Source organism: Tateyamaria rhodophyticola, from assembly GCF_047777875.1.
Lineage (GTDB): Bacteria > Pseudomonadota > Alphaproteobacteria > Rhodobacterales > Rhodobacteraceae > Tateyamaria.
The window spans coordinates 3458015-3482232 of sequence record NZ_CP180519.1; the positions used below are offsets into that span (position 1 = coordinate 3458015).

The following is a 24218-nucleotide window of genomic DNA, read 5'->3' on the forward strand; positions in this document are numbered from 1 at the left end:
TGTGTAACAGTTCTATGACAATGCGCTTTTCGGTCGACTTGGGTGTGTTTTGGACGTTCAAAAAGGCAGCAATGCATTGAAAGATATTGAGTTTTTTGCGATGTCCGCATGCCAGAACCTTTGGCGGGAATGGCCCCTACTGCGGCGCAAACACCGGTTTGCCCGCGAAATCTACAGAATCACTGTCACAAACCGCCGCTCACACAGGCGCTGCATCCGCGGAAACCGGGTGTGCGGGCAGGATAACGGTGAATGTCGCGCCCTGCCCCAGCGTGCTGTCGACCCGCAACCGGCCGCGGTGGCGGTTGATGATGTGTTTGACGATGGCCAGCCCCAACCCGGTGCCGCCCAGGGCACGGCTGCGGTGATCATCGGCGCGGTAGAACCGTTCGGTCAGGCGCGGAAGATGCAACGGATCGATGCCCGCGCCATAATCCGTCACCTGTATCCGCGCGCCCGGCGCACGCAGCACCGCTTCGCGCGGGTTGTATGACAGGCGCACGGTGACACGTCCGCCCGCACCGCCATATTTGATCGCGTTTTCCACCAGATTGGTGAACACCTGCTTTAACTGGTCCGCATCGCCCGTGATCTTGACCCGCATCCCGGGCAGGTCCGTCTCCAGCGTGACGCTGGCCTCGTCCGCGAGGTGTTTGAGCGTGCGCAATGTCGAATCGAGCACATCGTTCAGAATGACGGTTTCCGTGGGCCGCACACGCTCATCACTTTCCACCCGGTTCAGGGACATCAGATCGCCCACCAGCCGGTTCATGCGCTCCGCCTCGCCCTGCATGATGTCCAGAAACCGCTCTGATGCCGCACGGTCATCGCGCGCAGGGCCACGCAGCGTCTCGATGAACCCCATCAATGCGGTCAGCGGGGTGCGCAATTCATGGCTGACATTGGCGACAAAGTCGCGGCGCATCTGCCCGGCCTGTTCGACGTGGGTGATGTCTTCGAACGTGGCAATCACCGCCCCTGCCCCGCCTGCGCCGATATCGCGTACGGCACGGCAGCTGACCTTGAAAGTGGTGTCCTGCGCCCCGTCGTTACCGAGATACCGCGCCATGCGCGGTTGCCCATCGCGCAGGCACGCCTCAATCACGTCCAGAAGCATCGGCTGGCGCAGGATCGTGACATAGTTCATGCCGCGCGCCTGCTGGCCAATCAGGGTCAACGCTTCGGTGTTGATGGCGACGATACGTTCGGATCCGTCGATGGCCAGCGCAGGCAGCGGGATGGCCGCGAGAACACCGTCGAGGAGCGCGCCGGACATGATCTGCGCCTATGCCCCGCAGGCGGCGGCCACCGCATCCGAGAACACCGCACAAAGTGCGTCAGCATCCTCCAACCCGACAGACACCCGGAAAAACCCTTCGGTCATGCCCAAAGCGGCCTGTTCCGGCGCCGAAAGCGCACGGTGCGATGAGGACAGCGGATGCGAGATGGTCGTGCCCACATCCCCCAGCGTCGGCGCAAAGCTGAGCCCCTGCGCGCCGCGGGCAAGCGCATTGGCTGCGGCCCGGTCACCGTCGATTTCGAAGCTGACCATGTTGCAATAGCGCCCTTTCAGGAGCGCTTCGGCGCGGGCGTGGTCAGGATGGTCGTGGCGTCCGGGATAGATGACCCGTTTCACACCCTTGAGCCCGGCGAGATGATCGGCCAGCCGCGCGGCGGTGGCCTGTGCCCGGTCAAAGCGCAGCCCAAAGCTGAGCATGCCGCGTTCCGCCAGCCAGCAGTCAAAGGGGCTTCCGGTCGTGCCTGCGGTCACGGAAAACACGCGCAGCCGGTCGTTGATCTCCGGGTCCTTGGCGGCGACATAGCCCAGCATGACGTCGGAATGCCCCGACAGCAGTTTGGTCAGCGAATGGATCACGATGTCCGCACCGTGATCAAAGGCACGGAACGATGCAGGCGTGGTGAATGTGTTGTCGATCACCAGCAGCACGCCGGCCTCGCGCGCCAGTGCCGCGATGCCCAGAATGTCCGCCACGCGCAGGGTCGGGTTCGACACGACCTCAACCATGATCAACCGCGTCTCGGGCCGGATGGCGGCACGCACGGCCTCTACATCACCCGGATCAACAAGGCTGGTGGCGATGCCGAGGCGCGGCAGGTCCTCGTTCATCATCCGCAGCGACCGGCCATAAAGCGTGTTGCCGCCGATCACATGATCACCCGCCTGTGTCAGACCCAGCAGCACGGCCGTCACCGCAGCCATGCCGGACGATGTGATCACGCCCAGATGCGGCGCGCCTTCCATCTCGTCCACGCGGGCCGCGACCACGTCCGCGTTGGGGTGGCCTTCGCGGCTGTAGGTATATCCCGACAGGTCCCCGTCATATTGCGCGTCCAGCATGTCGGGCGTGTCCGAGGCATAGACCACCGCCGGGCTCAGCGGGGTAACGACCGGGCGCGATGCGCTGGCGGGCAGTGGATCGGGGCGCACAAGGGTGCCCTTTTCGTTGCGGCTCATGTCAAAAGCTCCGTGTGGTTGCAGGGTCCGCTGAACGTGATGTCCACGCTCAGCCAGCAGGGGCGCGGCAGATCGCGGCCAAGTGCGTTGACCAGGTCCGCCTGAAGCGCGGCGACAAAGGCCGCGTTGCGATGCGGTTTGGACAAAAGCGCCACGGTCGCCTTGAGATGCGTGTGATGGAAAACGGGTGCAGGATAGGCGCGCCCCTTCGTGTCACCAGCGCCGGGATCGTGGCGCAGGATCACGGCCTCCACCTCGGCCAACGCCGCCGCCATGTCGATGTCGAGATCGCCGGAATAGTGCAGCGCGCAGTGAGGCATCAGCCGCGCACCGGTTCAAGCGTGGTGCGAAAGCGGCGCATGTTGTCCTGATAATGCAGGGCCGAGGCGCGCAGCCCCTGAATGGCGGCCTCATCAAGGACGCGCACGATCTTGCCCGGTGCGCCCATTACGAGGCTGCCGTCGGGAATTTCCTTGCCTTCGGTGATCAGCGCCCCTGCCCCGATCAGGCAATTCTTGCCGATCTTTGCGCCGTTCAGCACCGTGGCCCCCATCCCGATCAGGCTGTTTTCGCCAATCTCGCAGCCATGCAGCATCGCTTTGTGCCCGATCGTGCACCCTGCACCGATGATCAGCGGAAACCCCATATCGGTGTGCATCACGGTGTTTTCCTGCACGTTGGACCCGGCCCCCACGGTGATCGTCTCATTGTCGCCGCGCAAGGTCGCGCAGAACCAGACACTTGCACCCGCTTCGATCACAACGTCGCCGATGATGTTGGCGTCGGGGGCAATCCAGGTGTCATCCGCGATTTGGGGGCGGAAATCGCCCAGGGCATAGAGGGTCATGACAGGGCCTCGAATTCAGTTTGCAGGGCGCGCACATGCTCGGTGAGCTGCGGTTGTTGCAACCGCCGCAGCCGCACGGCGGTGATGATCGTCTTGAGCTGTGCTTCGGTCTCGTCGATGTCGTCGTTGACCAGCACGTAGTCATAGCCACCCCAGTGGCTGATCTCGTCCCAGCTTTTCTGCATCCGGCGCGCGATCGTCTCGGCGTCATCCTGTGCGCGGGTCTCAAGCCTGCGGCGCAACTCGGCAATCGACGGCGGCAGGATGAATATCGACAGCGTGTGCTGGCCCAACACAGAATTGGTGATCTGCTGCGCCCCCTGCCAGTCGATGTCAAAAAGCACGTCCTGTCCGGCATTGATTGCCGCCTCGACCGGGCCCTTGGGCGAGCCATAGAAATTGCCGAACACATGCGCATGTTCCAGCATCTCACCATCCGTCACCTGCGATTTGAAGTCCGGCTCGGTGATGAACTGGTAATGCTCGCCATCGACTTCGCCCGGGCGCGGCGCACGGGTGGTGGCCGACACGGAGAACCGCAAGCCGGGATCCCACGCGCGCAGGCGTCCCGCCAACGTGCTTTTGCCCGCACCGGACGGAGAGCTGAGGATGATCAGAAGGCCGCGTCGCTGGGTCATGGTCATTCCACGTTTTGAACTTGCTCGCGCATCTGGTCGATCAGCGCCTTGAGCGCGAGGCCCACGCGCGTCAGGTCCGCGTTCTGCGCCTTGGAGCAGAGCGTGTTGGCCTCGCGATTGAACTCCTGCATCAGGAAGTCCAACTTGCGCCCCACCGCACCGCCATCCGCCAGATGTGCCCGTGCCGCGTCGACATGGGTGCGCAGCCGGTCGAGCTCTTCGGTGATGTCAGCCTTGACCGCCAGCAGTGCCAGTTCCTGGGCCACACGGTCCGGATCCGCGCCGTCTGTATTGTCGAGAACCCGCGCCAGGTTGCGCTTGAGCGTCGCCGTGACCTCGTCCTTGCGCGCCTCGGCCAGCGCCTCGGCTTCGGTCACGAGAGTTGAAACCTCGTCCAGCTGGCGCGTCAGGATGTCATGAAGTGCGGCCCCTTCGGCCACCCGCATCGCGTCGAACGCATCCAAAAGCCCTGTCACATCGGCCAGAAGGGCCGCGCGCAGGGGGGCGGGATCATCCTGTGTCGTGCTCTGTTCCATGACGCCGCGCATCATTGCGATGTCTGCGGCACGTGACGGGGCCAGTTCAAGACCCTGTGCGGCGGCCTCTTGGCTGATCGTCTTCAGGGCCGCGATGGCAGCTGTGGCCTGCGCGGTGTTCACCGACAGGGACGACGCCGCATCCTCGCGAGAAATCCGCAGCGACAGCGTCACGTTCCCGCGGCGTGCCAGTGCCGACACCAGCGGGCGCAGCGCCGCTTCCAACCCTTCGATCCAGTCCGGAACCCGCAGGCGCAGGTCCAGCCCCTTGCCGTTAACCGAACGCACCTCCCACGACCAGCGATGCGCATCATGTGCGCCGGCGAGGGCCGCAAAACCGGTCATTGAGCGCAGGCGGGGGTCAGAGGCAGGGGTCGTCATGCACATGGCTTTAGGGGCTTCGGCCCGGCCAGACAAGCCATTGCCCGCCCCCGGTTTCGAAAGGTGGGTTAACCAATGGTTAGGATAGTCGCAAAAATTGCCAGCAAACTTGTTATAAACGTGCTGGGAACAATCGGGGTGTCGCCAGTGTTTTGGCGGTGCATAAGAGTGAGTGATGCTAGTGATGGACAAAACGGACCCAAATGCCCACAATATCGTTGCAATGACAGAGTTTCGCGCAGACACCGGATATTCGGCAATTTCGCAGGTTGAGGCCTATTGGGAAGGCCTGCGCGGTATGCGGATCATGCCCAAGCGGTCCGAGATCGACCCGCGCGGGATCGAGTCGGCGCTGGAATACACATTCGTCCTCGAACGGATCGCGCCGGGGATGGCCCGCATTCGCATCGCAGGCAGTCACCTGAGCGATCTGATGGGCATGGAAGTGCGCGGAATGCCGCTCACCTCCCTGATCACGCCGCCCTGCCGGCGCCAGACATCCGACGCGCTCGAAGAGGTGTTTCAACGTCCCGCCGTGTGCGAATTGCGCCTGGTGACCGAAGAAGGCGCGGGCCGTCCTCATATGGATGCGCGCCTGCTTCTGTTGCCGCTCAAGAGCGATCTGGGTGACGTCAGCCGCATCCTCGGCTGTATGGTGGCGCAAGGCGATATCGGGCTGAGCCCGCGGCGGTTTGACGTGGTGGGCGCGAAAATCCGGCCGATCACCGCGCCGTCGTCGGTGCCGCAACCGACCGTGCCCGCACCTGCGCCCGAACGCGAGGAGCGTGCGGAGCTGGCCAAGGGATTTGCCGAACCGTCCGCCGCGTTTGAGGCGCAGACACCGCGCGCAGACGTGCCCTATCTCCGATTGGTCAAGAACGACGACTAACCCACGCAGCCGAAACAAAAAACGCGCAGCCTCGCGGCCGCGCGTTTTTCTTTGTCCAAAGGCTGCGTCTTTACCCGGCGGCGCGTGCCCCCGCCCGCGTTTCACGCAGCGATGACAGTTCTTCGGCCACAAGAAACGCCAGTTCCAGCGACTGCGACGCGTTCAGACGCGGGTCACATGCCGTGTGATACCGGTCGCTCAGATCCTCTTCGGTGACCGCACGCACGCCACCGGTGCATTCCGTCACATCCTGACCCGTCATTTCGAAATGCACGCCGCCCGGGATTGTCCCTTCGGCCTGGTGCACGCCAAAGAATTCGCGCACCTCGCGCAGGACGGAGTCAAACGGCCGCGTCTTGTAACCGGTGGAGGATTTGATCGTGTTGCCGTGCATCGCGTCACAAACCCACACAACCTCGGCGCCTTCTTCGCGCACGGTGTTGATCAGACGGGGCAGATGTTCGCCCACCGATCCCGCACCAAAGCGCGCGATCAGCGTCAGACGGCCTGCCTCGTTTTCGGGGTTCAGCTTCGCCATCAGCACCTTGAGGTCTTCGGTCGTCATCGAGGGGCCGCATTTCAGGCCAATCGGGTTCTGCACGCCGCGCGCAAATTCCACATGTGCCCCGTCCGGCTGGCGGGTGCGGTCGCCGATCCAGATCATGTGCCCGGACCCGGCGAGCCATTTGCCCGTCGTGCTGTCGACCCGCGTCAGCGCCTCTTCGTATTCCAGCAGAAGGGATTCGTGGCTGGTGTAAAATTCCACGGACGAAAATTCGTGCGTGGTGTCTGCGGTGATCCCGGCAGCCGCCATAAAGTCGATGGTGTCCTGAATACGGCTCGCGATCTCGCGGTACTTTTCCGCCTCCGGTCCTTCGGTGAACCCAAGGGTCCACGAATGCACCATGTTCATGTCCGCAAACCCACCCGTCGAAAAGGCGCGCAACAGGTTCAGCGTTGCCGCCGCCTGGGTGTAGGCCTGCAACATCTTGGTCGGATCGGGAATGCGTGCTTCGGCGGTGAAGGGCAATTCGTTGATGATGTCCCCGCGGTAGCTTGGCAGCTCCACGCCATCCACGGTCTCGGTCGGGGCCGAACGCGGTTTGGCGAATTGCCCGGCCATACGGCCCAGTTTGATCACCGGAACCTTCGCGCCATAGGTCAGCACCATCGCCATTTGCAGCATGACCTTGAACGTGTCGCGGATGCTGTCGGCGCTGAACTGATCAAAGGCTTCGGCGCAATCGCCGCCCTGCAGCAGGAACGCCTCGCCCCGCGCCGCATCTGCCAGATGCGCCTTGAGCCGCCGCGCCTCACCGGCAAAGACCAGCGGCGGATACTTGGCAAGCTGCGCCTCAACCGCGTTCAGGGCCGCAGTGTCGGTATAATCGGGCATCTGGATCCGGGGCTTGGCGCGCCAGTCAGATTTTTTCCAATCGCTCATCTCTCTCACTCACTCCGCTGGTGTTAGCGATCTCAGTCGCGGCCCCTCTATACAAAACGCGCAGCCGGGGCACCATATGCGAATTGCGCCCTCTTGACGCGGGCAATCCGGCGTGGTCAGGCTGGCAATACGTCGAAGGGATACACCTTCGCATTTGCTCAGGATGATTGCCGCGATGTCCACGATGCGTTCGGCCCAACCGACCCATAAAGAGGTCGAAAAACCAACCCGCTATGTGTTTGTATTGCTCGACAACTTTACGTTGTTGTGCTTCTCCGCTGCGGTTGAAAGCCTGCGCATTGCCAACCGGATGGCCGGGCGCACGCTCTATGAATGGTGCACAGTCGGCGAAGGCGGCGATGTCGCTTATTGCTCGGCCGGGACAGGGTTCAAGCTGGATGGCGATCTGACGGAATTGACGCGCGACGATGTCGTGATGATCTGCGGCGGGATTGATGTGCAAACCGCAACGACGAAACGCCTGCTCAGCTGGATGCGCCGCGAAGCGCGCAAGGGCGTGGTGATGGCCGGTCTGTGCACGGCGGCCTATTCACTGGCCAAGGCGGGGTTGCTTGAGGGCAAGCGGGCCACGATCCACTGGGAAAATCAGGACAGCTTTTCCGAAGAATTTCAGGAGGTTGAGCTGACCAAATCAGTGTTTGTCGTGGATGATAAGCGTTTGACGACCGCGGGCGGGACGTCCTCCATCGACCTGATGCTCAAGCTGATTGCCGATGACCATGGCGAAGATCTTGCGAATGCCGTGGCGGATCAGTTGATCTATTCCGCGATCCGCACCGATCAGGATACGCAGCGGCTGTCGGTGCCGACGCGGATCGGCGTGCGCCACCCCAAGCTGAGCATGGTTATCCAGATCATGGAACAGAATATCGAAGAGCCGATCAGCCCGTCGATCCTGGCCAAGGATGTGGGCATGTCCACGCGGCAATTGGAACGGCTGTTCCGGCGCTACCTGAACCGCAGCCCCAAGCGGTACTACATGGAATTGCGGCTGCAAAAGGCGCGCAACCTGTTAATGCAGACGGATATGAGTGTGATCAACGTCGCACTCGCCTGCGGTTTTGCATCACCCTCGCATTTTTCGAAATGCTACCGCGCGCATTATGACACGACGCCATACCGCGAACGCGGCACGCATGCGGCACGGTTGTCTGTTTGACGCGTCGCACCGCGCGGCATGGACCCATCGCTTTGAACCGGCCTGATCACGGCGCTCCGTTATTCGACCTAGGCTTCAAGCTTACACCTCTCCTGAAATGCGCCGCTATGACGCGGACAGCGCGCCTGATGCAGTGACACAGGAACGCCCCGCGCGGGTCGCAACCGGGCCGTGATTGGCGCGTAGATGGCCGCCATGACGTTTGATCCGACTTCCATCACGCCGCGTGCGCGCCTGTTTGAGTACATCCGACAGCAAAACGCTGTCAGCAGTCACAATACGCGCGCGCAGCAGGCCGCGAACCAGGACGCAATTGCCGACTTTCAGCGCGCGGCGCTCCGGTCGTTGGCCCGCCCTGCCCCGTGACAAAAACCTCGTGACAAATGCCCCAGTGACACAAGACCCGTGGCACAACCCCCGTGACCGGGCGCCCAAAGTCAGAAGAACGACTGCGCGTTGATCCCGAACGTTACCGCGCCGATCACCGTGCCATCGTCCGGGTCGGATACGGGCAGTGACACCTGCATCTGATACGTCTGCGTGCTTTCATCGAACTCAATGTTCGACACATGCACGGCATCCGGCCCTTTCATATAGGTCTCGATCCACTTGGCCTCATCGCCCTGCCAATAGTCAGACGTGACCCCGCTGCTTGCCACGTTCAGACCGCGCGCGTCCATAACGAACACTTCGGTGATCATGCCGTTGTTTGCGGCCACATTTGCCCGCAGATGTTCGGAAGCGGGCGTATTGATGACGGCCGCAATTGTGGGTGCGTTTGGCGTGCCAACTTCGGCCCGCCATGTACGGTCGAGCGTGTTGATATCATCCTGCGCCAGAACGGCGGTGGAGGCATTTTGCGTGTGGATGGCCGTAATAATGGCTGGGTGATTGATCCATGCGGCGGCCTGTTCGCGGGCAAAGGTAAGTGCGGCAACCGACGGTTCCGCCGCACTGACGGAAAGCGCGGACAGGCACAGTGCGCCCGTGGCAATGGCGTATTTCATGAGTGATCCTTCCCAAATTGGAATCACCGCATCAATCGGTGACGCAGGAAGGCTAAGCGCTTTCGCTTAATCTGAGGTTACGCCTCTTGCGCGCCACGGAACCCCATGGCGACCACGAATTTTTCCGAACTGTCCGACCGGGACGCAGGCGGTTTGACATTTGCCACCTTGTCGAACCGCTGCTTCAGCAGCTTTTGCAGCTCGCCCTCCGCACCGCCTGCCAGAACCTTGGCGACAAACGTCCCGCCCTCATCCAGCACGTCAAAGGCGAAGTAGGCCGCCGCTTCGCATAAGGAAATGATGCGCAGGTGGTCCGTCTGCTTGTGACCCGAGGACGCGGCGGCCATGTCGGACATCACCACATCCGCCTTGCCGCCCAGCCAGTCCTTGACCTGCACATCCGCATCATCGGCCATGAAATCCAGCTGATGCAGTTCACAGCCCGCAATGGGCTCCATTTCCTGCAAATCCACGCCCAGGATGGTGCCGATGGCCTTGCCCGACTTTTCCCCCAACGCGTTCACGCGTTTCACCGCAACCTGACACCAGCCCCCCGGTGCCGCACCCAGATCCACCACCCGCGCCCCAGGCACGAGAAAGCGATACTTGTCATCAAGCTCCATGATCTTGAACGCAGCCCGCCCGCGATAGCCTTCGGCATTGGCGCGTTTGACATAAGGATCGTTCAGCTGCCGTTGCAGCCAGCGGGTCGAGGACAGCTTGCGCCCGCGCGCGGTCTTGACCTTGACCTTCAATTCGCGCTGACCGCGCCCGGATGTGTTCTTGCCTGTCGGTGTCTTGGCCATATCCCTGCCCCGTTACGTCAGCGCGCTGGTGTCGAGCACGCCGTCCGCGCTCATCTGTGCATACAGCAATCCCTCGCGCAGTCCACGGTCCGCCACCGAAAGCCGGTCCGTGGGCCAGCACCGCATGAGCGCCTGAAGGATCGCCGCCCCCGACATGATCAGCGCATGCCGGTCCGCGCCGATGCGCGGGTCCGCCCGCCGCCCGCCGGGACCCATGGTCAGATAGGACCGGATCACCGCGTCGATCTGATCGGACGACATGCGCAGCCCGTCCACCTTGGTCCGGTCATAGCGCTTGAGCCCGAGATGCGACGCCGCCACGGTTGTCACCGTGCCGGAGGTGCCCACGATCTGGAACCGCTCGGTCGGTTCCGCCGTATGGTAGGGTGAGAAATCGGCCAGATTTTCCTCGAAAAACCAGCTCATGAGCGCAAAGCGTGCCGCATCGTCTTCGACGTCGCTGAATTGTTCGCGCAAGGTCGCAACGCCCAGCGGGACGCTGATCCAGTCGACCACCCGCGCGTCCGTTGTCGACGCCTCGCCCCGCGCCAGCCCTTCGCGCAGGCGCATGATCGCCCGGGGCCGGTTTTCGCGCGGCACTTGCGACAGGTCGAGCCAGACAAGTTCGGTCGAGCCGCCGCCGATATCCACCACCAGCAGGTTTTCCGTCTTGGGGCTGACCAGCGGCGCGCAGGAGATGACCGCAAGCCGCGCCTCTTCCTCGGGGGCGATAATGTCCAGCTTGAGCCCGGTTTCGCGGTGCACGCGCGCAATGAACTCCGACGCATTGACCGCGCGACGACAGGCTTCAGTCGCCACCAGCCGCATCCGCTTGACCTTGTTCCGCTTGAGCTTTTGCTGGCAGATGCGCAGCGCCTGGATCGTGCGGGACATGGATCCGCGCGACAGCTTGCCCGAGCTTTCAAGCCCGGTGCCCAGCTGGACCGATTTGGAGAAGCTGTCTACAACGTGAAACCCCGCGCCCCGCGGCTCGGCGATCAACATTCGACAACTGTTCGTACCCAGATCCAGCGCGGCATAAAGCTCGGGCGATCCTGGGGCACGCGGCACGGGTCCAGACCCCCGTCCGGGGCCTCTCTTTTCGAGTGCGCCCGCACCTTGGGGACGCTTTGGCGCCATGGTCTGCGCCTTTCATATCGAGTTGCCGCAACGATATGCCGCGCGTGCATCCCGCGCAAGGGGGTTGGACCGTTCGGTTCAGTTTTGCGGCCTTACCCCGCGCGCGTTTTGCGGTGTGCGGCAAAGGGGCTTTGGAAGTATTGCGACAGATGCGCATATTCCGGGGCCAGCCGGTCGGCGATGGCCTTTTGTGTTTTCGGCTTGAGATCATCGAGGTGCAGCGGCGCAGCGCTGGAGTTGCCATGGGGGATGACCACGTCGCGCCCGGCCATTTCACTCAGATCCGTGGCCAGATCGCCCAGGTCGGATGTGCGGTACACCTTGGAATAAACGCCGAAATCTTCGCCCGTGAACAGCACCGTCGGCAATGCGTGGTGCTTGATCGTCGAGGCCGCTTTGATATAGGCACCGAGGTTCTGGAAAAAGTAATCGGGATCGGGGTCCGGCGTCAGGTCCGTATGTCCGCGCCGGAAATTGCGCGACGTATGCAATTCGCGCAGCTCAACGACCCGGTTTGTATAGACGCCCAACAGCCGTTTGAGCGGGTCGCGCACCACGGTGAACCTGAAACAGCTCTCGTAGTCTTGCCAGCGGTGGATGCGAAACCGGCGGGTCCGATATTGCTTGTGAATCGTATCCATGGAAAAGGCGGCCGGGTCCTGCATCGGGTTCTCGGGATCGAGCGCGGCCAGTGTCGCCTTGACCGACGAACACGCCGCCTTTGGCACAGCCATGTAGGCAAGGTTGAGCGCGTCGATGTGGATGACCATGAAAACCAGATCCGGTAAGTGAGTACGTCTGTCCCGACGTATATCACGCACGCGTTTGGGGCCAAGTCAGTGCCTGTTGGATTGCAAGCCGCTGTTGCGGATGCAAGCCATGCGGTGTTGCACGTGCACGAACCGTTTGTGCTGCGCGGACCATTGCACGAACCGCGCAATGGTTTCTGTTCAGAATATGGACTTGCCCGCTTCGGCTGTCCGGTGTGCGGGGCGAGCGTTTGCACCTGATTAAACGGTTTCTGCGACGCTTGTCAGGAACTGCAAAACGATATCTGGCGACATCCTTTCCGCAGTGCCGCACTCGGGAAGCGGCTGAAATGCCCCTACCCGCGTTTCAAAGGACGTCGCGAGGATTGGTGTGCGTGTGCGTGTGCCGCACTCTGCAGCGCCGCTTAAACACACCGTCGTGAGCATGCCTTTTTGCGCCACGCTCGACGGCAAGGTGTTCGCAAGAACGTTCGAATGCACTAGAACCGCCATGCCCGTGGGACGGATCGGGCGCAATATCCGCCCAATCCCACAGGTCACGCGGCCCGTGCCACCTGCACACCAGCCATGTACACGTGCCTGATCACGTCTACTGTCATTCCGCTCATCTTTGTTATGGGTATTCCGAGCGTTAACCCCCTTGATTTTGAGGCGTCTCCTGTGGCGCAACTGGGTCCGGGCGTGATGCCTTTGCGACTGGCGATCCGTGCGCAGGTCGCTGGTGCAGGATGCTTTGTCGAAAACAGCCCGCTTGTGGGCGCGTGCCTGCCCTATGACAGGCCAAGAGAGAGTGAGGAATCATATGCCTGACGTAACGGTGGTGTATTGGCGCGATATTCCGGCCCAAGTGATTGTGGGCAAGGGGCGCCGCGGCGCGAAACGCCAGCTCGAAGAGCGGTTCGAGCAAGCCATTGACCGTGCCGCCATGAAGGTTGGCGCCAAGGATGCGGATGCTTACCTTGCCGAATGGCGCAAGGCGCCGCCCTACCCTGTTGACGGCGATCCAGCCGACGTGGCCGAAGCCGAGGCAACACGGCTTGAGACCGAATACGACACCGCGCGCCTCAAGGCGCTGATTGACAACGAAGGACGCGCCTGAGCGTCAATGGAGGTGCCGCGATGGCATTGCTGAACTTCAAAAAGCCCGAAGGCCCGGTTGCGGGCACGCTCAGCCCCGAGGTTGAGGCGTTCCTGCAAGGCTACTCCATCGAGGTGATGCCGCGCACCGCCCAGAAGGTCGAGGATTTCCGCGCCATCCTGCCCGCGGGCACGCGCGTCTATATCGCGCATATCGAAGGCACGCCGATCGAAGACATGGTGGCCACGGCCAAGCGGATTGCGGGCGAAGGATATGCGGTGATGCCGCATTTCCCCGCGCGGATCATCAAGGATCAGGCGACGCTGGAAAACTGGATCGCGATGTATCAGGGCGAGGCTGGCGTGGATCAAGCGCTGCTCTTGGCCGGTGGTGTTGACCAGCCGCATGGCGACTTTCACAGCTCCATGCAGCTGATGGAAAGCGGTGCGTTTGACCGCGCGGGCTTCAAGCGGCTGCACGTGGCCGGTCACCCCGAAGGCAACAAGGATATTGACCCGTCAGGCGGCATGAAGAACGTCGAAGAAGCGCTTGAATGGAAACAGAACTTCAATGAGCGGACCGATGCGGACATGGCCATCGCCACGCAGTTTGCGTTCGAGGCAGGCCCGATCATCGCCTGGGCTGATGCACTGCGCGCGGCGGGCATCACCCTGCCCATCCATATCGGCATCGCGGGCCCGGCCAAGCTTCAGACAATGATCAAGTTTGCCATTGCGTGCGGCGTGGGTCCATCCTTGCGCGTCCTGCAACGGCGGGCCAAGGACGTGACCAAGCTGCTCCTGCCGTTTGAGCCGACGGACGTGATCTCCGAGTTGGCCGCCCACAAGGCCGCCAACCCCGATTTCAACATCGAACAGGTCCACTTCTTCCCCTTGGGCGGGATCAAGACCAACGCGCATTGGGCCATCGAAAACGGCGGCAAAGCAGCGGTGCCTGCAGCCTGACGCGGCACTAGACGCAAACGTATTACCACCCTACCGTGTCTTTGGCGCAAAAGGGTGTAATTGGGTGGCCGAAAAAGCTTTTGAAAACGCGGAAACCGGCAAGCTTATTGTTTCTGCGGTTTTGCTGTGTGCTGACCCGACGGGCGCAGGGGCCACGTTGTTGGGATTTGATGGCGCGATTTACGCGCGCAAAGCATTCTTCAGCCGTCAATCGCCCTTGAACGAGTTGGCCGAAGAATTACGCGTCGATTTTTCCAAGCAGCTCAAGTCGCCAGCATACGACAAGCCGGAGGATGCGCGTGCCGTGCTGCCGGACATGCTCGAAGACGCCTTCGCAGATCAATCAATCATGACCTCAACGCAGCAGACATCCTGGAAACAGTTCTGAAAAAATTTTAGACTGCACCCGCAACTTCTGAGTGTCGGCTGTCCGAATACCAGACCGCATTTGCAGAAATTTATGGGCCGCTGCTCGCGCGCGCCAGCACTGATTCCCGTCTTGTCAGCGTCGTTATTCCAGCGAGTCTGCAAGACCACCGGAAAGAGCAAGTGCGCATCGCAAACACTCAAGTGCATATAGAAAACACCTTTGATAATTATAACAAAAAATTGGAGAAATTGACCGAGGAGTTTACGGAAAGAAGCGAGGCGGAAATTGTCAAAATTCAAAAACGGACCAAACAGGAAATGTCGGAGTTGATGGATCACATTTCCAAAAGCGATTTTCATCCAAAGAGCGTCACCCGGTTGCTTCAGGCGATTGAAGAGTTCGATGTATCAATTGATAAAGTGATCAACTTGATTGCAAGATACAAAGATCAAGGCTGATTTTACTTCCAACTTCTTTCCAACATGCCACACCCGTTGTGAGGTTGAGGCCGAAAAATCCGCGCCCCTCATCATCTTCATGAGCACAATCCCGGGTGACGTCGCCCCTGCATCCGCCTATGTCGCTTGCACGCCGCCTCGACCGCGCCGCCGCGCGTAGTGTCCGGCGAAACCGGCCCAAGGGAGAGCCTCACATGACCCGCACCGTCATCGAATCCAAGACCAAGACCGCCGTGATGGGCTTTGACGAGCCGTTCTGCGTCATTGGCGAACGCATCAACCCCACGGGCCGTAAGATCCTGAACGAAGAGCTGGAGCGCGGCGACTTCTCCCGCGTGCAGGCGGACGCCATTGCGCAGGTTGCCGCGGGCGCTACGGTGCTCGACATCAACTCGGGCGCCGTGTTTTCCAATAAGATGGCCGAAGACCCGCGCTATGCCGACAACAACTTTGTCGAGCCCGAATTGATGCGCCAGCTGGTGGAAACCGTGCAGGCCGTGACCGATTGCCCGCTGTGCATCGACAGCTCGGTGCCCGGTGCGCTGGAAAACGGGCTGGCCGCCGCCGATGGGCGCCCGCTGCTGAACTCCGTCACCGGGGAAGAAGAGCGGCTGGAACTGGTGCTGCCGCTCGTCAAGAAATACAATGTGCCGGTCGTGGCCATTTCCAATGACGACACCGGTATTTCCGAAGACCCCGATGTCCGCTTTGCTGTCGCCAAGAAGATCGTCGAGCGGGCCGCGGATTTCGGCATTCCTGCACATGATATCGTTGTCGATCCGCTGGTCATGCCGATTGGTGCGATGGCCACCGCAGGCCATCAGGTGTTCACGCTGGTCCGGCGCCTGCGCGAGGAATTGGGGGTGAACACGACGTGCGGCGCGTCCAATATTTCCTTTGGCCTGCCCAACCGCCACGGAATCAACAACGCGTTCCTGCCCATGGCGATGGGCGCTGGCATGACGTCGGCGATCATGAATCCGGTGGCATTGCCCGTGAATGCCAAGAAGATCGAGGAGAAGAAGGCCGAAGTGATGGCTGCTGGCATCGTGATCCCGGACGGTATGGACGACGAAGCCTTTGTTCAGATGTTCGGGATGGGGTCGACAAAGCCCCGCGCCGGCAAGGAAATGGAGGCGATCCGTGCTGCCAATTTCCTGACCAACAACGATGATGGCGGCGCACAATGGATCAAGTTCAACCGCGTGCCCACGCCCGAGGGCGGCGAAGCACGCGGCCGTGGCGGCCGTGCAGGAGGCCGCCGCCGCCGCGCCTGAGTGGGGTGTCCAATCGGTCAGAAAGCCGTCGCTGTGGACAACAGCGGCGGTTTTTTTTCGTTCTGATGTCGTCTGTTAGGTCAAAACTCCGCTGGGGTATGCAGTTCCCGTTCGAACAGTAACCCGGTCTTAACGCACCGTCCGCTAGGTCTTTGGACATTCGGGCGAGATGCGGAGGCGTAGCGATGAACGAAATTCAGAATACCGGAGGTCGGGTGCACTATGACTGACCGGATCGTACTGGATGAGCGTTTGGACACAGGGGCCGCGACCGCGCTTGCCGCGCAATTGTCGAAACTGGATCCCGGCGGGAGCTGTGTGCTGGATGGCCATCGGATCACCCATCTGGGTGCCCAGGCCACGCAGGTTATTATCAGCGCGGCGCGCACAGTGCGTGCGACAGGTGGCAGCGTAACTTGCGAGGCGTTCAGCGATCGGGGCACCGCGCAACTGGCTGCAATCGGCCTGACGGTCGACGATCTGATGGAGGTGTCCCCATGACCCTCGAAGTCCTTGCCGTCGATGACAGCCGCACAATGCGCAATATGATCCGCCTCGCGCTGGAGCCCGAAGGGTTTACGGTCCACACCGCCGATGACGGCGTACACGGGACCGAGGTTCTGGACGGAATTGAGCCGGATGTGATCATCACAGACATCAACATGCCGCGCATGGACGGGTTTGGCTTTATCGATGCGGTGCGTGGACAGGCGAGCCATCGTACGACCCCCATACTGGTTCTCACGACTGAGGCAGGTGCGGAACTGAAACTGCGGGCGCGCAATGCTGGCGCAACCGGTTGGATCGTCAAACCTTTCGACCCGGCCAAACTGATCAAAGCGCTGCGCATGGTTGCGGGTTAAAGGGGCGTCCGATGTCTTCACCAGATCCCATGGCCGAAATTCGCGCCTCGTTCTTCATTGAATGCGAAGAACTGCTTGAGGCGATGCAGGACGGGTTGCAGCAGCTGGATGATGGCAGCGCAGAGGCGGAGACCATCAACGTCGTTTTCCGTGCCGTCCACTCGATAAAGGGGGGCGCGGGCGCGTTTGGTCTTGAACCGATGGTGCGTTTTGCGCATCGCTTTGAAACTGTGCTCGATGGTGTGCGTGCGGGCACGCTGAATATTGATCACGATCTGATCAAACTGTTTTTCCGGGCTGGCGATCACCTGTCCGATCTCGTGCGTCTTTGCCGCGACGATAGCGACGTTCCCGTTGGCCCTGGTGAGGCCATTCTTCAGGAACTCGACAAATACATTGGCGACGATGATGCGGAAGACGCGGCAGAGGAAGAAATCGATTTCCAGCCCATGGGGCTGAGTATCGACCTCGATTTGGATCTGCCGCCTCTTGAGGTGACGCGCCCGACCTGGAAGATCACATTCACCCCTGAAGCGGAAATGTACGAAAGCGGGAACGAGGCTTATCCCATATTGCGAGCCCTTGCGGATATGGGAACGGCTGAGGTGGTGTGTGACACCAGCCGCGTGCCATCGTTGCCTGAATTGGCGCCAGACAGTGCCTATCTTTCGTGGACTGTGACGCTCGAAACCGATGTTCAGGAGGCTGAAATTCGGTCTGCCTTTGAGTTTGTGGAAGGCTTGTGTGCGGTTTCCATCGAACGTGAGGATGCACAATCCGACGACCTGCCACCTGATCCTGTTGTGGAAGTACCGCCCGCGCCGGAACCGGTCCCCGAGCCCATTGAGGACGTGGCGCCGCCCCCTGCGCCACCGGCGGACGCAAAACCGGCGGCGTCTCAGTCAAATCCGGTCAAAACCGTGGTGCGTGTTGATCTCGACCGGATTGAGCGTCTGGTCAATCTGGTTGGGGAATTGGTGATCAATCAGGCGATGTTGGCGCAAAGCCTCGAAAGCGCAGGTTTGTCTCCGCATTCGGATGCCATGAATGGGCTCGAGGAATTCCAACGTCTGACGCGCGACATTCAGGACAGCGTGATGATGATCCGCGCCCAGCCTGTCAAACCGCTGTTTCAGCGCATGTCCCGGATTATTCGCGAAGCATCTGCCGCAGTGGGCAAGGATGTGCGTCTGGTCACCGAAGGCGACAGCACCGAAGTCGACAAGACGGTTATTGAACGTCTGGCCGATCCGCTCACGCATATGATCCGCAACGCCGTCGACCATGGGCTCGAAAGCACCGAGGACCGTATTGCCGCCGACAAACCCGGTGAAGGCATTGTGCGTCTTAGTGCCGCCCACAGGTCCGGGCGCGTTGTGATCGAAGTGTCCGACGACGGCGCCGGGATCAATCGACCGAAGGTACGACAAATCGCAATCGACAAGGGTCTAATACCAGCAGACGCGACGCTGAGCGACGCGGAAATTGACAATCTCTTGTTCCTGCCCGGATTTTCCACTGCGAGCAGCGTGTCCGATCTCTCTGGTCGCGGTGTCGGCATGGATGTCGTCAAGACGTCCATTCAATCCTTGGGTGGGCGCATTGCGATTGTGTCAACGCCCGGTAAAGGCACCACATTTTCCATATCGTTACCGCTCACGCTGGCAGTGCTCGATGGCATGGTGGTGAACGTCGCCGGCGAAACGCTGGTCGTCCCGCTTGGCGTGGTTGCAGAAACGTTGACCTTGCGCGCTGACAATATTGATTCCGTGAACCCTGAGCTGACTGTTGTGCGGGTAAGAGGCGGCTTTGTCCCGCTCTTGGATCTCGGACATGAATTGGGATACCGCGATCACCTGAATGACCTGATTGGCTCCATTGCGCTGCTGATCGTTCAGGAGGATGGCAGCCGCGTCGCCCTGATCGTGGATGAAATCCAGGATCAGCGGCAAGTCGTGATCAAGGGCTTGGACGATGCATTTTGTACTGCGCCCGGTATCGCGGCTGCAACCATACTCGGGGACGGTCAGATCGCTTTGATTATCGACCCATCGGACATCATTGCCCATGCCCCGAACACGCAAGACGCGCAAATGCGCATGGAGGCCTGAAATGTCCGATGAAACCCTGGCACAATCCGAGTCAATCGAATTGCTGACGTTCAAGCTCAGTGATCAAGAGTATTCGCTGGACATTATGTGCGTCCGTGAAATCCGAGGTTGGACACAAGCCACCCCCCTGCCCCATTCGCCGAGCTACATGAAAGGTGTCATCAATCTGCGCGGGACCGTTTTGCCGGTGATGGATCTCGCCCAGCGTCTCGGCCTAACGGTGACGGAACACACCGACCGAAATGTCATCATCGTGGTCAAGCACGAGGACACCCTGGCCGGTCTGCTCGTTGACGCGGTGTCGGATATCATCGCACTGACTGAAGAAGACATGCAGCCGCCACCCGACGCCGCAGTTTCCGGGACCCCCGGCGTCATCAAGTACCTCACACTGATTGATGACCGAATGATCCGCGTTCTTGATTTGGCGCAAATCGTGACCCTTGTTCAAAGCGATGCAGCCTGATGATGGCGGCGGTTGAACAATCCGATTTAGAGACTTCGACTTTCGAAGCGTTGGCAGCACTTGCGCACCGCGAGAGTGGTCTACAACTTGTGCCGGAGAAACGTTTGATGGTTCAATCGCGACTGCGACAGCGTTTGAATGCTTTGCGGTTGCCAAATTTTGATGCCTACACATCGTTTGTTCAGTCGGAGGATGGGCGGGAAGAAATTCGTTTCATGATTTCCGCGCTGACAACCAACGTCTCCCAGTTTTTTCGAGAGGACCATCACTTTGCCCTCATGCAAGAATGTTTGGCGGACATCCTTCGTAAAAAAATCTCTGAGGGTGAGCGCATCCGCATCTGGTCCGCTGGTTGTTCGAACGGTCAAGAACCCTACTCCATTGCCATGGCACTTCTTCACGCCTTTCCGGAGCTCAAGACCGCCGACTTCAAAATTCTGGCAACAGATATCGATCCACGTGTAATCGCATTCGCACGCCGGGGCCAATATACGCGCCGCGACACAGATCAAATACCAGATGAATTCCAGCAAGAATTTTTTGCAACAGATACTGCCAATGGCGGAGTGAATATCGTCGATGATTTGAAAAAATTCATTAGTTTCAGAGAGCTGAACCTGTTGCATCAGTGGCCCATGCAACAGCAATTTGACTGCATTTTTTGCAGAAATGTCGTGATCTATTTTGATGTCCCAACACAAGAAGCACTGTGGCCGCGCTTCAGGGATAAATTGTATCCCCACGGATTGCTGTTTCTTGGGCATTCGGAACGGATCGCAGATCCGGAACAGTTCGGATTGTGCAATGCCGGTTTAACTGCTTACGCGACCAAAAAATGATCGTGCAGCATATCTCAACCTAGGAGACTTTAAATGGCATTGAGAGACCAGTTGAGGGTGATGGTCGTGGACGATATGTCGACGAGCCGAGGCTTGATTACACAGGCTTTGGACGGATTGGGCGTGCGCCACGTGTCAACGGCCGAGGACGGAGCAGATGCGCTGAGCACGTTAAGCCGGGCGCCGGTCCATCTGGTAATTTCTGACTACAACATGCCGAACATGGACGGGCTCAAGTTACTTCATCATTTGCGCAGCGGACAAAAAACAAAAAGCATCGGCTTTATTCTCATCACTGGCCGCGCAGAGCAGCAGATCATCGACTATGGCCGTAAGCTGGGGATGAATAACTATTTGAAGAAACCATTTGAGCCAGCTGATTTGCGCAAGTGCATTGAGTCAGTCGTCGGCCCACTCTGATGCAACCAACAAACGGTGATAACGCGACCGAACTTCTGGCGCGGTTGGCAGATCATCTGGACACAGTCGTTTCCGATATTCTGGATGTAGAAGCCGCGCTGGACAACTGCGTCGGCGTAAGACCTGATGAAATCGTGGATTTGCAAAAAATTGACCACGTGTCTCAACGTCTGGCTGATGTCTCGATCCTTTTGCGTCTGCTAAGTAGCAACACACCGTTCAAGCCTGATGTGGTACAATCGCTGAAACTTGCAGAAACGCGGGCGCTCGTGAGTGGTGAATTCAGCGGCACGCGGGCAAGCGGCGGGGTCGATCTTTTCTGAAATAAGGCCGTGGACTGTCAACCGCATCGGAACATACGCCGAAGTTTTTGCTGGCACATCAACCCAGACAGTCTCTTTCAAAGCAAATCAGCACGCGTCATAATGAGCGGTTGTTGCAACACCCCTCATAACCGCATTCTGAAATTTCAAAACAGTTCCAGTCCATTGCCCGTTGCTGCAGGAATGTTGACTTCGACATCTGCAACCTTGACCTCGCCCACGCGTTGCATCACCCGCCCCGTTGCTGGCCAAAACCGGATGTTGCGCGCGGTATTGCCGCCCAATGAGGTGGAGACAATTTCAATTCCTTCGCTTTGCAGATAGCGGATCGTAAAATCGGCGTTTTGCTGACCGATATCCGACAGACCCGACACCATGCGCGCGCCGCCAAACGCTTTCGCCTGCAGTCGAGAGCGGTCCGCGCCCAGTTTTGTCAATTCATTGATCAGCGTTTCGATCGCATTGATATCTGCGAGCGTATCAACCGTGGATGTCGCCCGACCTGCGGCCAGCAACATGTGGTTCATGCCACCAACACCAACCTGCGCGTCCCATAGGCAACAGGCGACGCAACTGCCAAGGAGCGTCGTGATAACCGTATCTTCGCCCACGCCGACTGCGTGTTCCCCCTGAACGATGTGAAGTCGCTCAACCTTCATCTCATATCTCCAACATGCGCAGCATGGTCTCGCCTGCAACACCAATATCCACTTCGACCTCGACCGCGCCGAGCGTGTGCGCGGCTCCTGGCATGCCATATACCACACAGCTTTGAGGCGACTGCCCGACCGTCCGCGCGCCTGCCTGAAGCAACGACAACATCCCCGCCGCGCCATCATCCCCCAATCCAGTGAGAAGCATCGCGCCGACGCGCGGTGCCCACGGGACCGCGGAGGTGAACAGGGCGTTTACGGATGGGCAGAACCGTTCGGACATCTCGCGCGGGGTCAATTCAATGCCCCAGGCATCCCCGGACCACGCAACTGCCGTCTGATGGTCTTGGGCCGTTGCCAAGTGAACAGTGCCCCGGGCAAGAGACGGGGTTCGTTCGGCCAATTGTACGTCCAGCGACACGAGCCGATCCAAGCGTTGCGCAAAACTCTCGAGGAATCGCTGCGGCATATGCTGTGCGACGACGACGGGGGGGCTGTTTTGATCAAACTGACGCAACACCGTTTCGATCGCAGCCACGCCACCGGTTGACGCACCAATCAGCACGATCTGTTCCGGCCACTTCGATATCGTGTGATGTTGCGCCGTCTTGTATCGCAATGTCGAGGCATCCGCGATCTGATCACACAGATTGCTCAGTTCCGCAGGATCCGGCCGCGTGGGTTTGGGCACGCATGCGGCGGCACCAAGCCGCAATGCCGCACGTGCAACCTGACGCCGCTGCTGCACGAGGCTGGAAAAAACAACAACGGGCAGCGGGTGTAACCGCATGAGATGGCTCAGAAATTCGAGGCCGTTCACATGTGGCATTTCGAGATCAAGTGTCACCACATGCGGTTTGGCTGCCTTGATCACGCTGCGCGCTTCTTGTGCGTTCGCGGCCTGGCCCACGACGCGAAGACGCGGGTCGCGGTCAATGACAAAGGACAACCAGCCCCGCACCGTGGGCGAGTCGTCAACAATCACAACTTTGATCGGATCAGGACCCGGAGCGTGCATGATGAGTATCGCTGCTCAAACCGTACAGAAACCGATGGAGGAAGCGGACGAAAATGCCATTCGCTCCCGAGGTATATGCATAGTTCTGAACATATCGCGCCGCATCCATTCCAAGACGTGGCGGGACGATAGATCAACACCAATGAAGGGCAGATTAATCCGCGCTCACGACGCTACCGCCTTCATGAACCTGTCCTTGATCACAACCGGGTCCATTGTGATCACAGGCAGCTTGATGTTGCCGCTGTCGCATTTCACCACGATGATCGTCATCTTTTTGCTGTCGATCGCCGCCTGCAACACCTCGCCCGTGTCTACATCGCGGCACGTCACCACGTTTTCACACCCACAGGCCGCCGCCACCTTCTCAAGCGCCGTCTTCTTGCCCGCATAGGTCGGCTGATCCCCCGTTGACCCGTACGATCCGTTGTCGATGATCATCAGGATATAGTTGTCGGCCACATTGTTCGCGATCGTCGGCAGCGTGCCCAGATTGGTCAATACGGACCCGTCGCCATCGATGGAGATCACCGTCTTGGGTTGCGCCAGCGCCAGCCCGAGACCAATCGACGACGACAGACCCATCGTCCCCAGCATATAGAAATTCGTGGGCTGGTCGTCGATCATGTGCAGCTCCTGGCTGGGCAGACCGATGTTGCAGACGACCAGATGGTCCCGCAGGATGGGCGCGATCTCGCGCAGGATTTCGGAACGGATCATTGGTCGCCATAGCCTCCCCAGAAGTTGGCGTCGGTCAGGATCGCCACGGGTTTCGAGCACATGAATGTGTATTTCAGGATCATATCCAGCTCTTCCACATCCGATTGCGTATGGAAATGGTAGGTGGGGATGTTCATCTGAGCCAGCAGCGCCTTGGTGTGCACGGCCATCTCGACCTGGCAGGCAACGGGTTCGCGCAGCTCACCGCGGTAGCTGATCAGCATGGGCAGCGGCATGCGGTAGTACTGGATCAAGGTGGCCAGCGTGTTGATGGTCACACCGATGGCGGTGTTCTGCATGATGATGGCGGGGCGTTTGCCGCCCATCCATGCGCCTGCGCACAGGCCCATGCCTTCGTCTTCCTTGTTGGAGGGGATGTGAAAGATGTCGGGGTGCGCGTCGATTTCGTCAATGACACCAGCGAGTTGCTTGCACGGCACGGTGGTTACAAACGAAATGTCGTTCGCAACAAGATCGTCCGTGATCTTCTTGTCTATCGTCATGGGGTTGGATCCAGTTTTGTCAGGTCAGGGGTCAAGACAG

General features: G+C 60.0%; 29 protein-coding genes. 14 read left to right on the forward strand and 15 right to left on the reverse strand.

Going from position 1 to position 24218, the window contains the following annotated elements; genetic code table 11:
* Nucleotides 1–199: 199 nt before the first annotated feature.
* Genes ACERHN_RS18510 through ACERHN_RS18535 form a run of 6 tightly spaced genes read right to left on the reverse strand, consistent with a single transcriptional unit; the run spans nucleotide 200 to nucleotide 4842 of the window.
* Nucleotides 200–1276 carry a sensor histidine kinase gene (locus ACERHN_RS18510; RefSeq protein ID WP_415920488.1) on the reverse strand — a complete coding sequence of 359 codons (1077 nt, stop codon included), beginning with the start codon at nucleotides 1274–1276 and terminating at the stop codon, nucleotides 200–202.
* A 9-nt stretch (nucleotides 1277–1285) separates the two neighbouring features.
* A complete protein-coding gene (locus ACERHN_RS18515; RefSeq protein WP_415920489.1) occupies nucleotides 1286–2476 on the reverse strand; it encodes a trans-sulfuration enzyme family protein in 1191 nt (396 codons plus the stop codon).
* Nucleotides 2473–2796: a hypothetical protein gene (locus ACERHN_RS18520; RefSeq protein ID WP_415920490.1), complete on the reverse strand. Its 324-nt coding sequence runs from the start codon at nucleotides 2794–2796 to the stop codon at nucleotides 2473–2475. Before ACERHN_RS18520 ends, ACERHN_RS18515 begins: the two co-directional genes overlap by 4 nt.
* Nucleotides 2796–3323, reverse strand: coding sequence for a gamma carbonic anhydrase family protein (locus ACERHN_RS18525; RefSeq protein WP_415920491.1), 528 nt, complete (start codon nucleotides 3321–3323; stop codon nucleotides 2796–2798). The genes ACERHN_RS18520 and ACERHN_RS18525 overlap by 1 nt, the downstream gene beginning before the upstream one ends.
* Entirely contained in the window at nucleotides 3320–3961 is a 642-nt protein-coding gene (gene gmk / locus ACERHN_RS18530) for a guanylate kinase (RefSeq protein WP_415920492.1), read from the reverse strand. Before gmk ends, ACERHN_RS18525 begins: the two co-directional genes overlap by 4 nt.
* Before the next feature lie 2 nt (nucleotides 3962–3963).
* Nucleotides 3964–4842, reverse strand: coding sequence for a YicC/YloC family endoribonuclease (locus ACERHN_RS18535; protein ID WP_415920493.1), 879 nt, complete (start codon nucleotides 4840–4842; stop codon nucleotides 3964–3966).
* A gap of 259 nt (nucleotides 4843–5101) precedes the next feature.
* Here ACERHN_RS18535 and ACERHN_RS18540 point away from each other — a divergent pair, with 259 nt between their 5' ends.
* The gene (locus ACERHN_RS18540; RefSeq protein ID WP_415920494.1) at nucleotides 5102–5767 is read left to right on the forward strand and encodes a PAS domain-containing protein; all 666 of its coding nucleotides are present in this window, start codon (nucleotides 5102–5104) and stop codon (nucleotides 5765–5767) included.
* 70 nt (nucleotides 5768–5837) lie between these two features.
* Here ACERHN_RS18540 and ACERHN_RS18545 read toward each other — a convergent pair whose 3' ends face one another.
* The gene (locus ACERHN_RS18545; protein ID WP_415920495.1) at nucleotides 5838–7211 is read right to left on the reverse strand and encodes a class II 3-deoxy-7-phosphoheptulonate synthase; all 1374 of its coding nucleotides are present in this window, start codon (nucleotides 7209–7211) and stop codon (nucleotides 5838–5840) included.
* A gap of 175 nt (nucleotides 7212–7386) precedes the next feature.
* On the opposite strand from ACERHN_RS18545, the gene ACERHN_RS18550 reads away from it, so the two are divergent.
* Nucleotides 7387–8391 carry a GlxA family transcriptional regulator gene (locus tag ACERHN_RS18550; RefSeq protein ID WP_415920496.1) on the forward strand — a complete coding sequence of 335 codons (1005 nt, stop codon included), beginning with the start codon at nucleotides 7387–7389 and terminating at the stop codon, nucleotides 8389–8391.
* A gap of 437 nt (nucleotides 8392–8828) precedes the next feature.
* Here the strand turns inward: ACERHN_RS18550 and ACERHN_RS18555 are convergent, their stop codons facing one another.
* The 4 genes from ACERHN_RS18555 to ACERHN_RS18570 all read right to left on the reverse strand — a co-directional run bounded on the left by ACERHN_RS18555 (nucleotide 8829) and on the right by ACERHN_RS18570 (nucleotide 12114).
* On the reverse strand, nucleotides 8829–9398 hold the full coding sequence (locus ACERHN_RS18555; protein ID WP_415920497.1) for a cache domain-containing protein: 570 nt from the start codon (nucleotides 9396–9398) through the stop codon (nucleotides 8829–8831).
* Between the two features lie 77 nt (nucleotides 9399–9475).
* Nucleotides 9476–10204: an RlmE family RNA methyltransferase gene (locus ACERHN_RS18560; RefSeq protein ID WP_415920498.1), complete on the reverse strand. Its 729-nt coding sequence runs from the start codon at nucleotides 10202–10204 to the stop codon at nucleotides 9476–9478.
* Between the two features lie 12 nt (nucleotides 10205–10216).
* Nucleotides 10217–11344, reverse strand: a complete 1128-nt coding sequence (locus ACERHN_RS18565; protein ID WP_415920499.1) for a Ppx/GppA phosphatase family protein — start codon at nucleotides 11342–11344, stop codon at nucleotides 10217–10219.
* 92 nt (nucleotides 11345–11436) lie between these two features.
* Entirely contained in the window at nucleotides 11437–12114 is a 678-nt protein-coding gene (locus tag ACERHN_RS18570; protein WP_415920500.1) for a sulfotransferase family 2 domain-containing protein, read from the reverse strand.
* A gap of 802 nt (nucleotides 12115–12916) precedes the next feature.
* On the opposite strand from ACERHN_RS18570, the gene ACERHN_RS18575 reads away from it, so the two are divergent.
* The 12 genes from ACERHN_RS18575 (at nucleotide 12917) to ACERHN_RS18630 (ending at nucleotide 21284) form a co-directional block, all read left to right on the forward strand.
* The gene (locus tag ACERHN_RS18575) at nucleotides 12917–13213 is read left to right on the forward strand and encodes a virulence factor (RefSeq protein ID WP_415920501.1); all 297 of its coding nucleotides are present in this window, start codon (nucleotides 12917–12919) and stop codon (nucleotides 13211–13213) included.
* Between the two features lie 20 nt (nucleotides 13214–13233).
* Complete coding sequence (locus ACERHN_RS18580) at nucleotides 13234–14157, forward strand: methylenetetrahydrofolate reductase (RefSeq protein ID WP_415920502.1); 924 nt, start codon at nucleotides 13234–13236, stop codon at nucleotides 14155–14157.
* Nucleotides 14158–14221: 64 nt separating this feature from the next.
* A complete protein-coding gene (locus tag ACERHN_RS18585; protein ID WP_415920503.1) occupies nucleotides 14222–14545 on the forward strand; it encodes a hypothetical protein in 324 nt (107 codons plus the stop codon).
* Nucleotides 14546–14706: 161 nt separating this feature from the next.
* Nucleotides 14707–14985, forward strand: coding sequence for a hypothetical protein (locus ACERHN_RS18590; RefSeq protein WP_415920504.1), 279 nt, complete (start codon nucleotides 14707–14709; stop codon nucleotides 14983–14985).
* A gap of 194 nt (nucleotides 14986–15179) precedes the next feature.
* Nucleotides 15180–16262: a methyltetrahydrofolate cobalamin methyltransferase gene (locus tag ACERHN_RS18595; protein WP_415920505.1), complete on the forward strand. Its 1083-nt coding sequence runs from the start codon at nucleotides 15180–15182 to the stop codon at nucleotides 16260–16262.
* A gap of 222 nt (nucleotides 16263–16484) precedes the next feature.
* Nucleotides 16485–16763: an STAS domain-containing protein gene (locus ACERHN_RS18600; protein ID WP_415920506.1), complete on the forward strand. Its 279-nt coding sequence runs from the start codon at nucleotides 16485–16487 to the stop codon at nucleotides 16761–16763.
* The gene (locus ACERHN_RS18605; RefSeq protein WP_415920507.1) at nucleotides 16760–17125 is read left to right on the forward strand and encodes a response regulator; all 366 of its coding nucleotides are present in this window, start codon (nucleotides 16760–16762) and stop codon (nucleotides 17123–17125) included. Before ACERHN_RS18600 ends, ACERHN_RS18605 begins: the two co-directional genes overlap by 4 nt.
* 11 nt (nucleotides 17126–17136) lie before the next feature.
* Entirely contained in the window at nucleotides 17137–19236 is a 2100-nt protein-coding gene (locus ACERHN_RS18610) for a chemotaxis protein CheA (protein WP_415920508.1), read from the forward strand.
* A gap of 1 nt (nucleotide 19237) precedes the next feature.
* The gene (locus ACERHN_RS18615) at nucleotides 19238–19702 is read left to right on the forward strand and encodes a chemotaxis protein CheW (RefSeq protein WP_415920509.1); all 465 of its coding nucleotides are present in this window, start codon (nucleotides 19238–19240) and stop codon (nucleotides 19700–19702) included.
* Nucleotides 19702–20541 (forward strand): CheR family methyltransferase, encoded by an 840-nt coding sequence (locus ACERHN_RS18620; protein ID WP_415920510.1) that lies wholly within the window; start codon nucleotides 19702–19704, stop codon nucleotides 20539–20541. The genes ACERHN_RS18615 and ACERHN_RS18620 overlap by 1 nt, the downstream gene beginning before the upstream one ends.
* Nucleotides 20542–20574: 33 nt before the next feature.
* Nucleotides 20575–20961, forward strand: a complete 387-nt coding sequence (locus ACERHN_RS18625) for a response regulator (protein ID WP_415920511.1) — start codon at nucleotides 20575–20577, stop codon at nucleotides 20959–20961.
* Nucleotides 20961–21284: a hypothetical protein gene (locus ACERHN_RS18630; RefSeq protein WP_415920512.1), complete on the forward strand. Its 324-nt coding sequence runs from the start codon at nucleotides 20961–20963 to the stop codon at nucleotides 21282–21284. The genes ACERHN_RS18625 and ACERHN_RS18630 overlap by 1 nt, the downstream gene beginning before the upstream one ends.
* A gap of 146 nt (nucleotides 21285–21430) precedes the next feature.
* Here the strand turns inward: ACERHN_RS18630 and ACERHN_RS18635 are convergent, their stop codons facing one another.
* From ACERHN_RS18635 to comD, 4 genes are all read right to left on the reverse strand, one after another.
* Nucleotides 21431–21802, reverse strand: coding sequence for a chemotaxis protein CheD (locus ACERHN_RS18635; protein WP_415920513.1), 372 nt, complete (start codon nucleotides 21800–21802; stop codon nucleotides 21431–21433).
* Nucleotides 21803–21944: 142 nt separating this feature from the next.
* Entirely contained in the window at nucleotides 21945–22922 is a 978-nt protein-coding gene (locus tag ACERHN_RS18640) for a chemotaxis protein CheB (RefSeq protein ID WP_415920514.1), read from the reverse strand.
* Nucleotides 22923–23120: 198 nt separating this feature from the next.
* Nucleotides 23121–23675: a sulfopyruvate decarboxylase subunit beta gene (gene comE / locus ACERHN_RS18645; protein WP_415919579.1), complete on the reverse strand. Its 555-nt coding sequence runs from the start codon at nucleotides 23673–23675 to the stop codon at nucleotides 23121–23123.
* Nucleotides 23672–24178 (reverse strand): sulfopyruvate decarboxylase subunit alpha, encoded by a 507-nt coding sequence (comD, locus tag ACERHN_RS18650; protein ID WP_415920515.1) that lies wholly within the window; start codon nucleotides 24176–24178, stop codon nucleotides 23672–23674. Before comD ends, comE begins: the two co-directional genes overlap by 4 nt.
* Nucleotides 24179–24218: the final 40 nt, after the last annotated feature.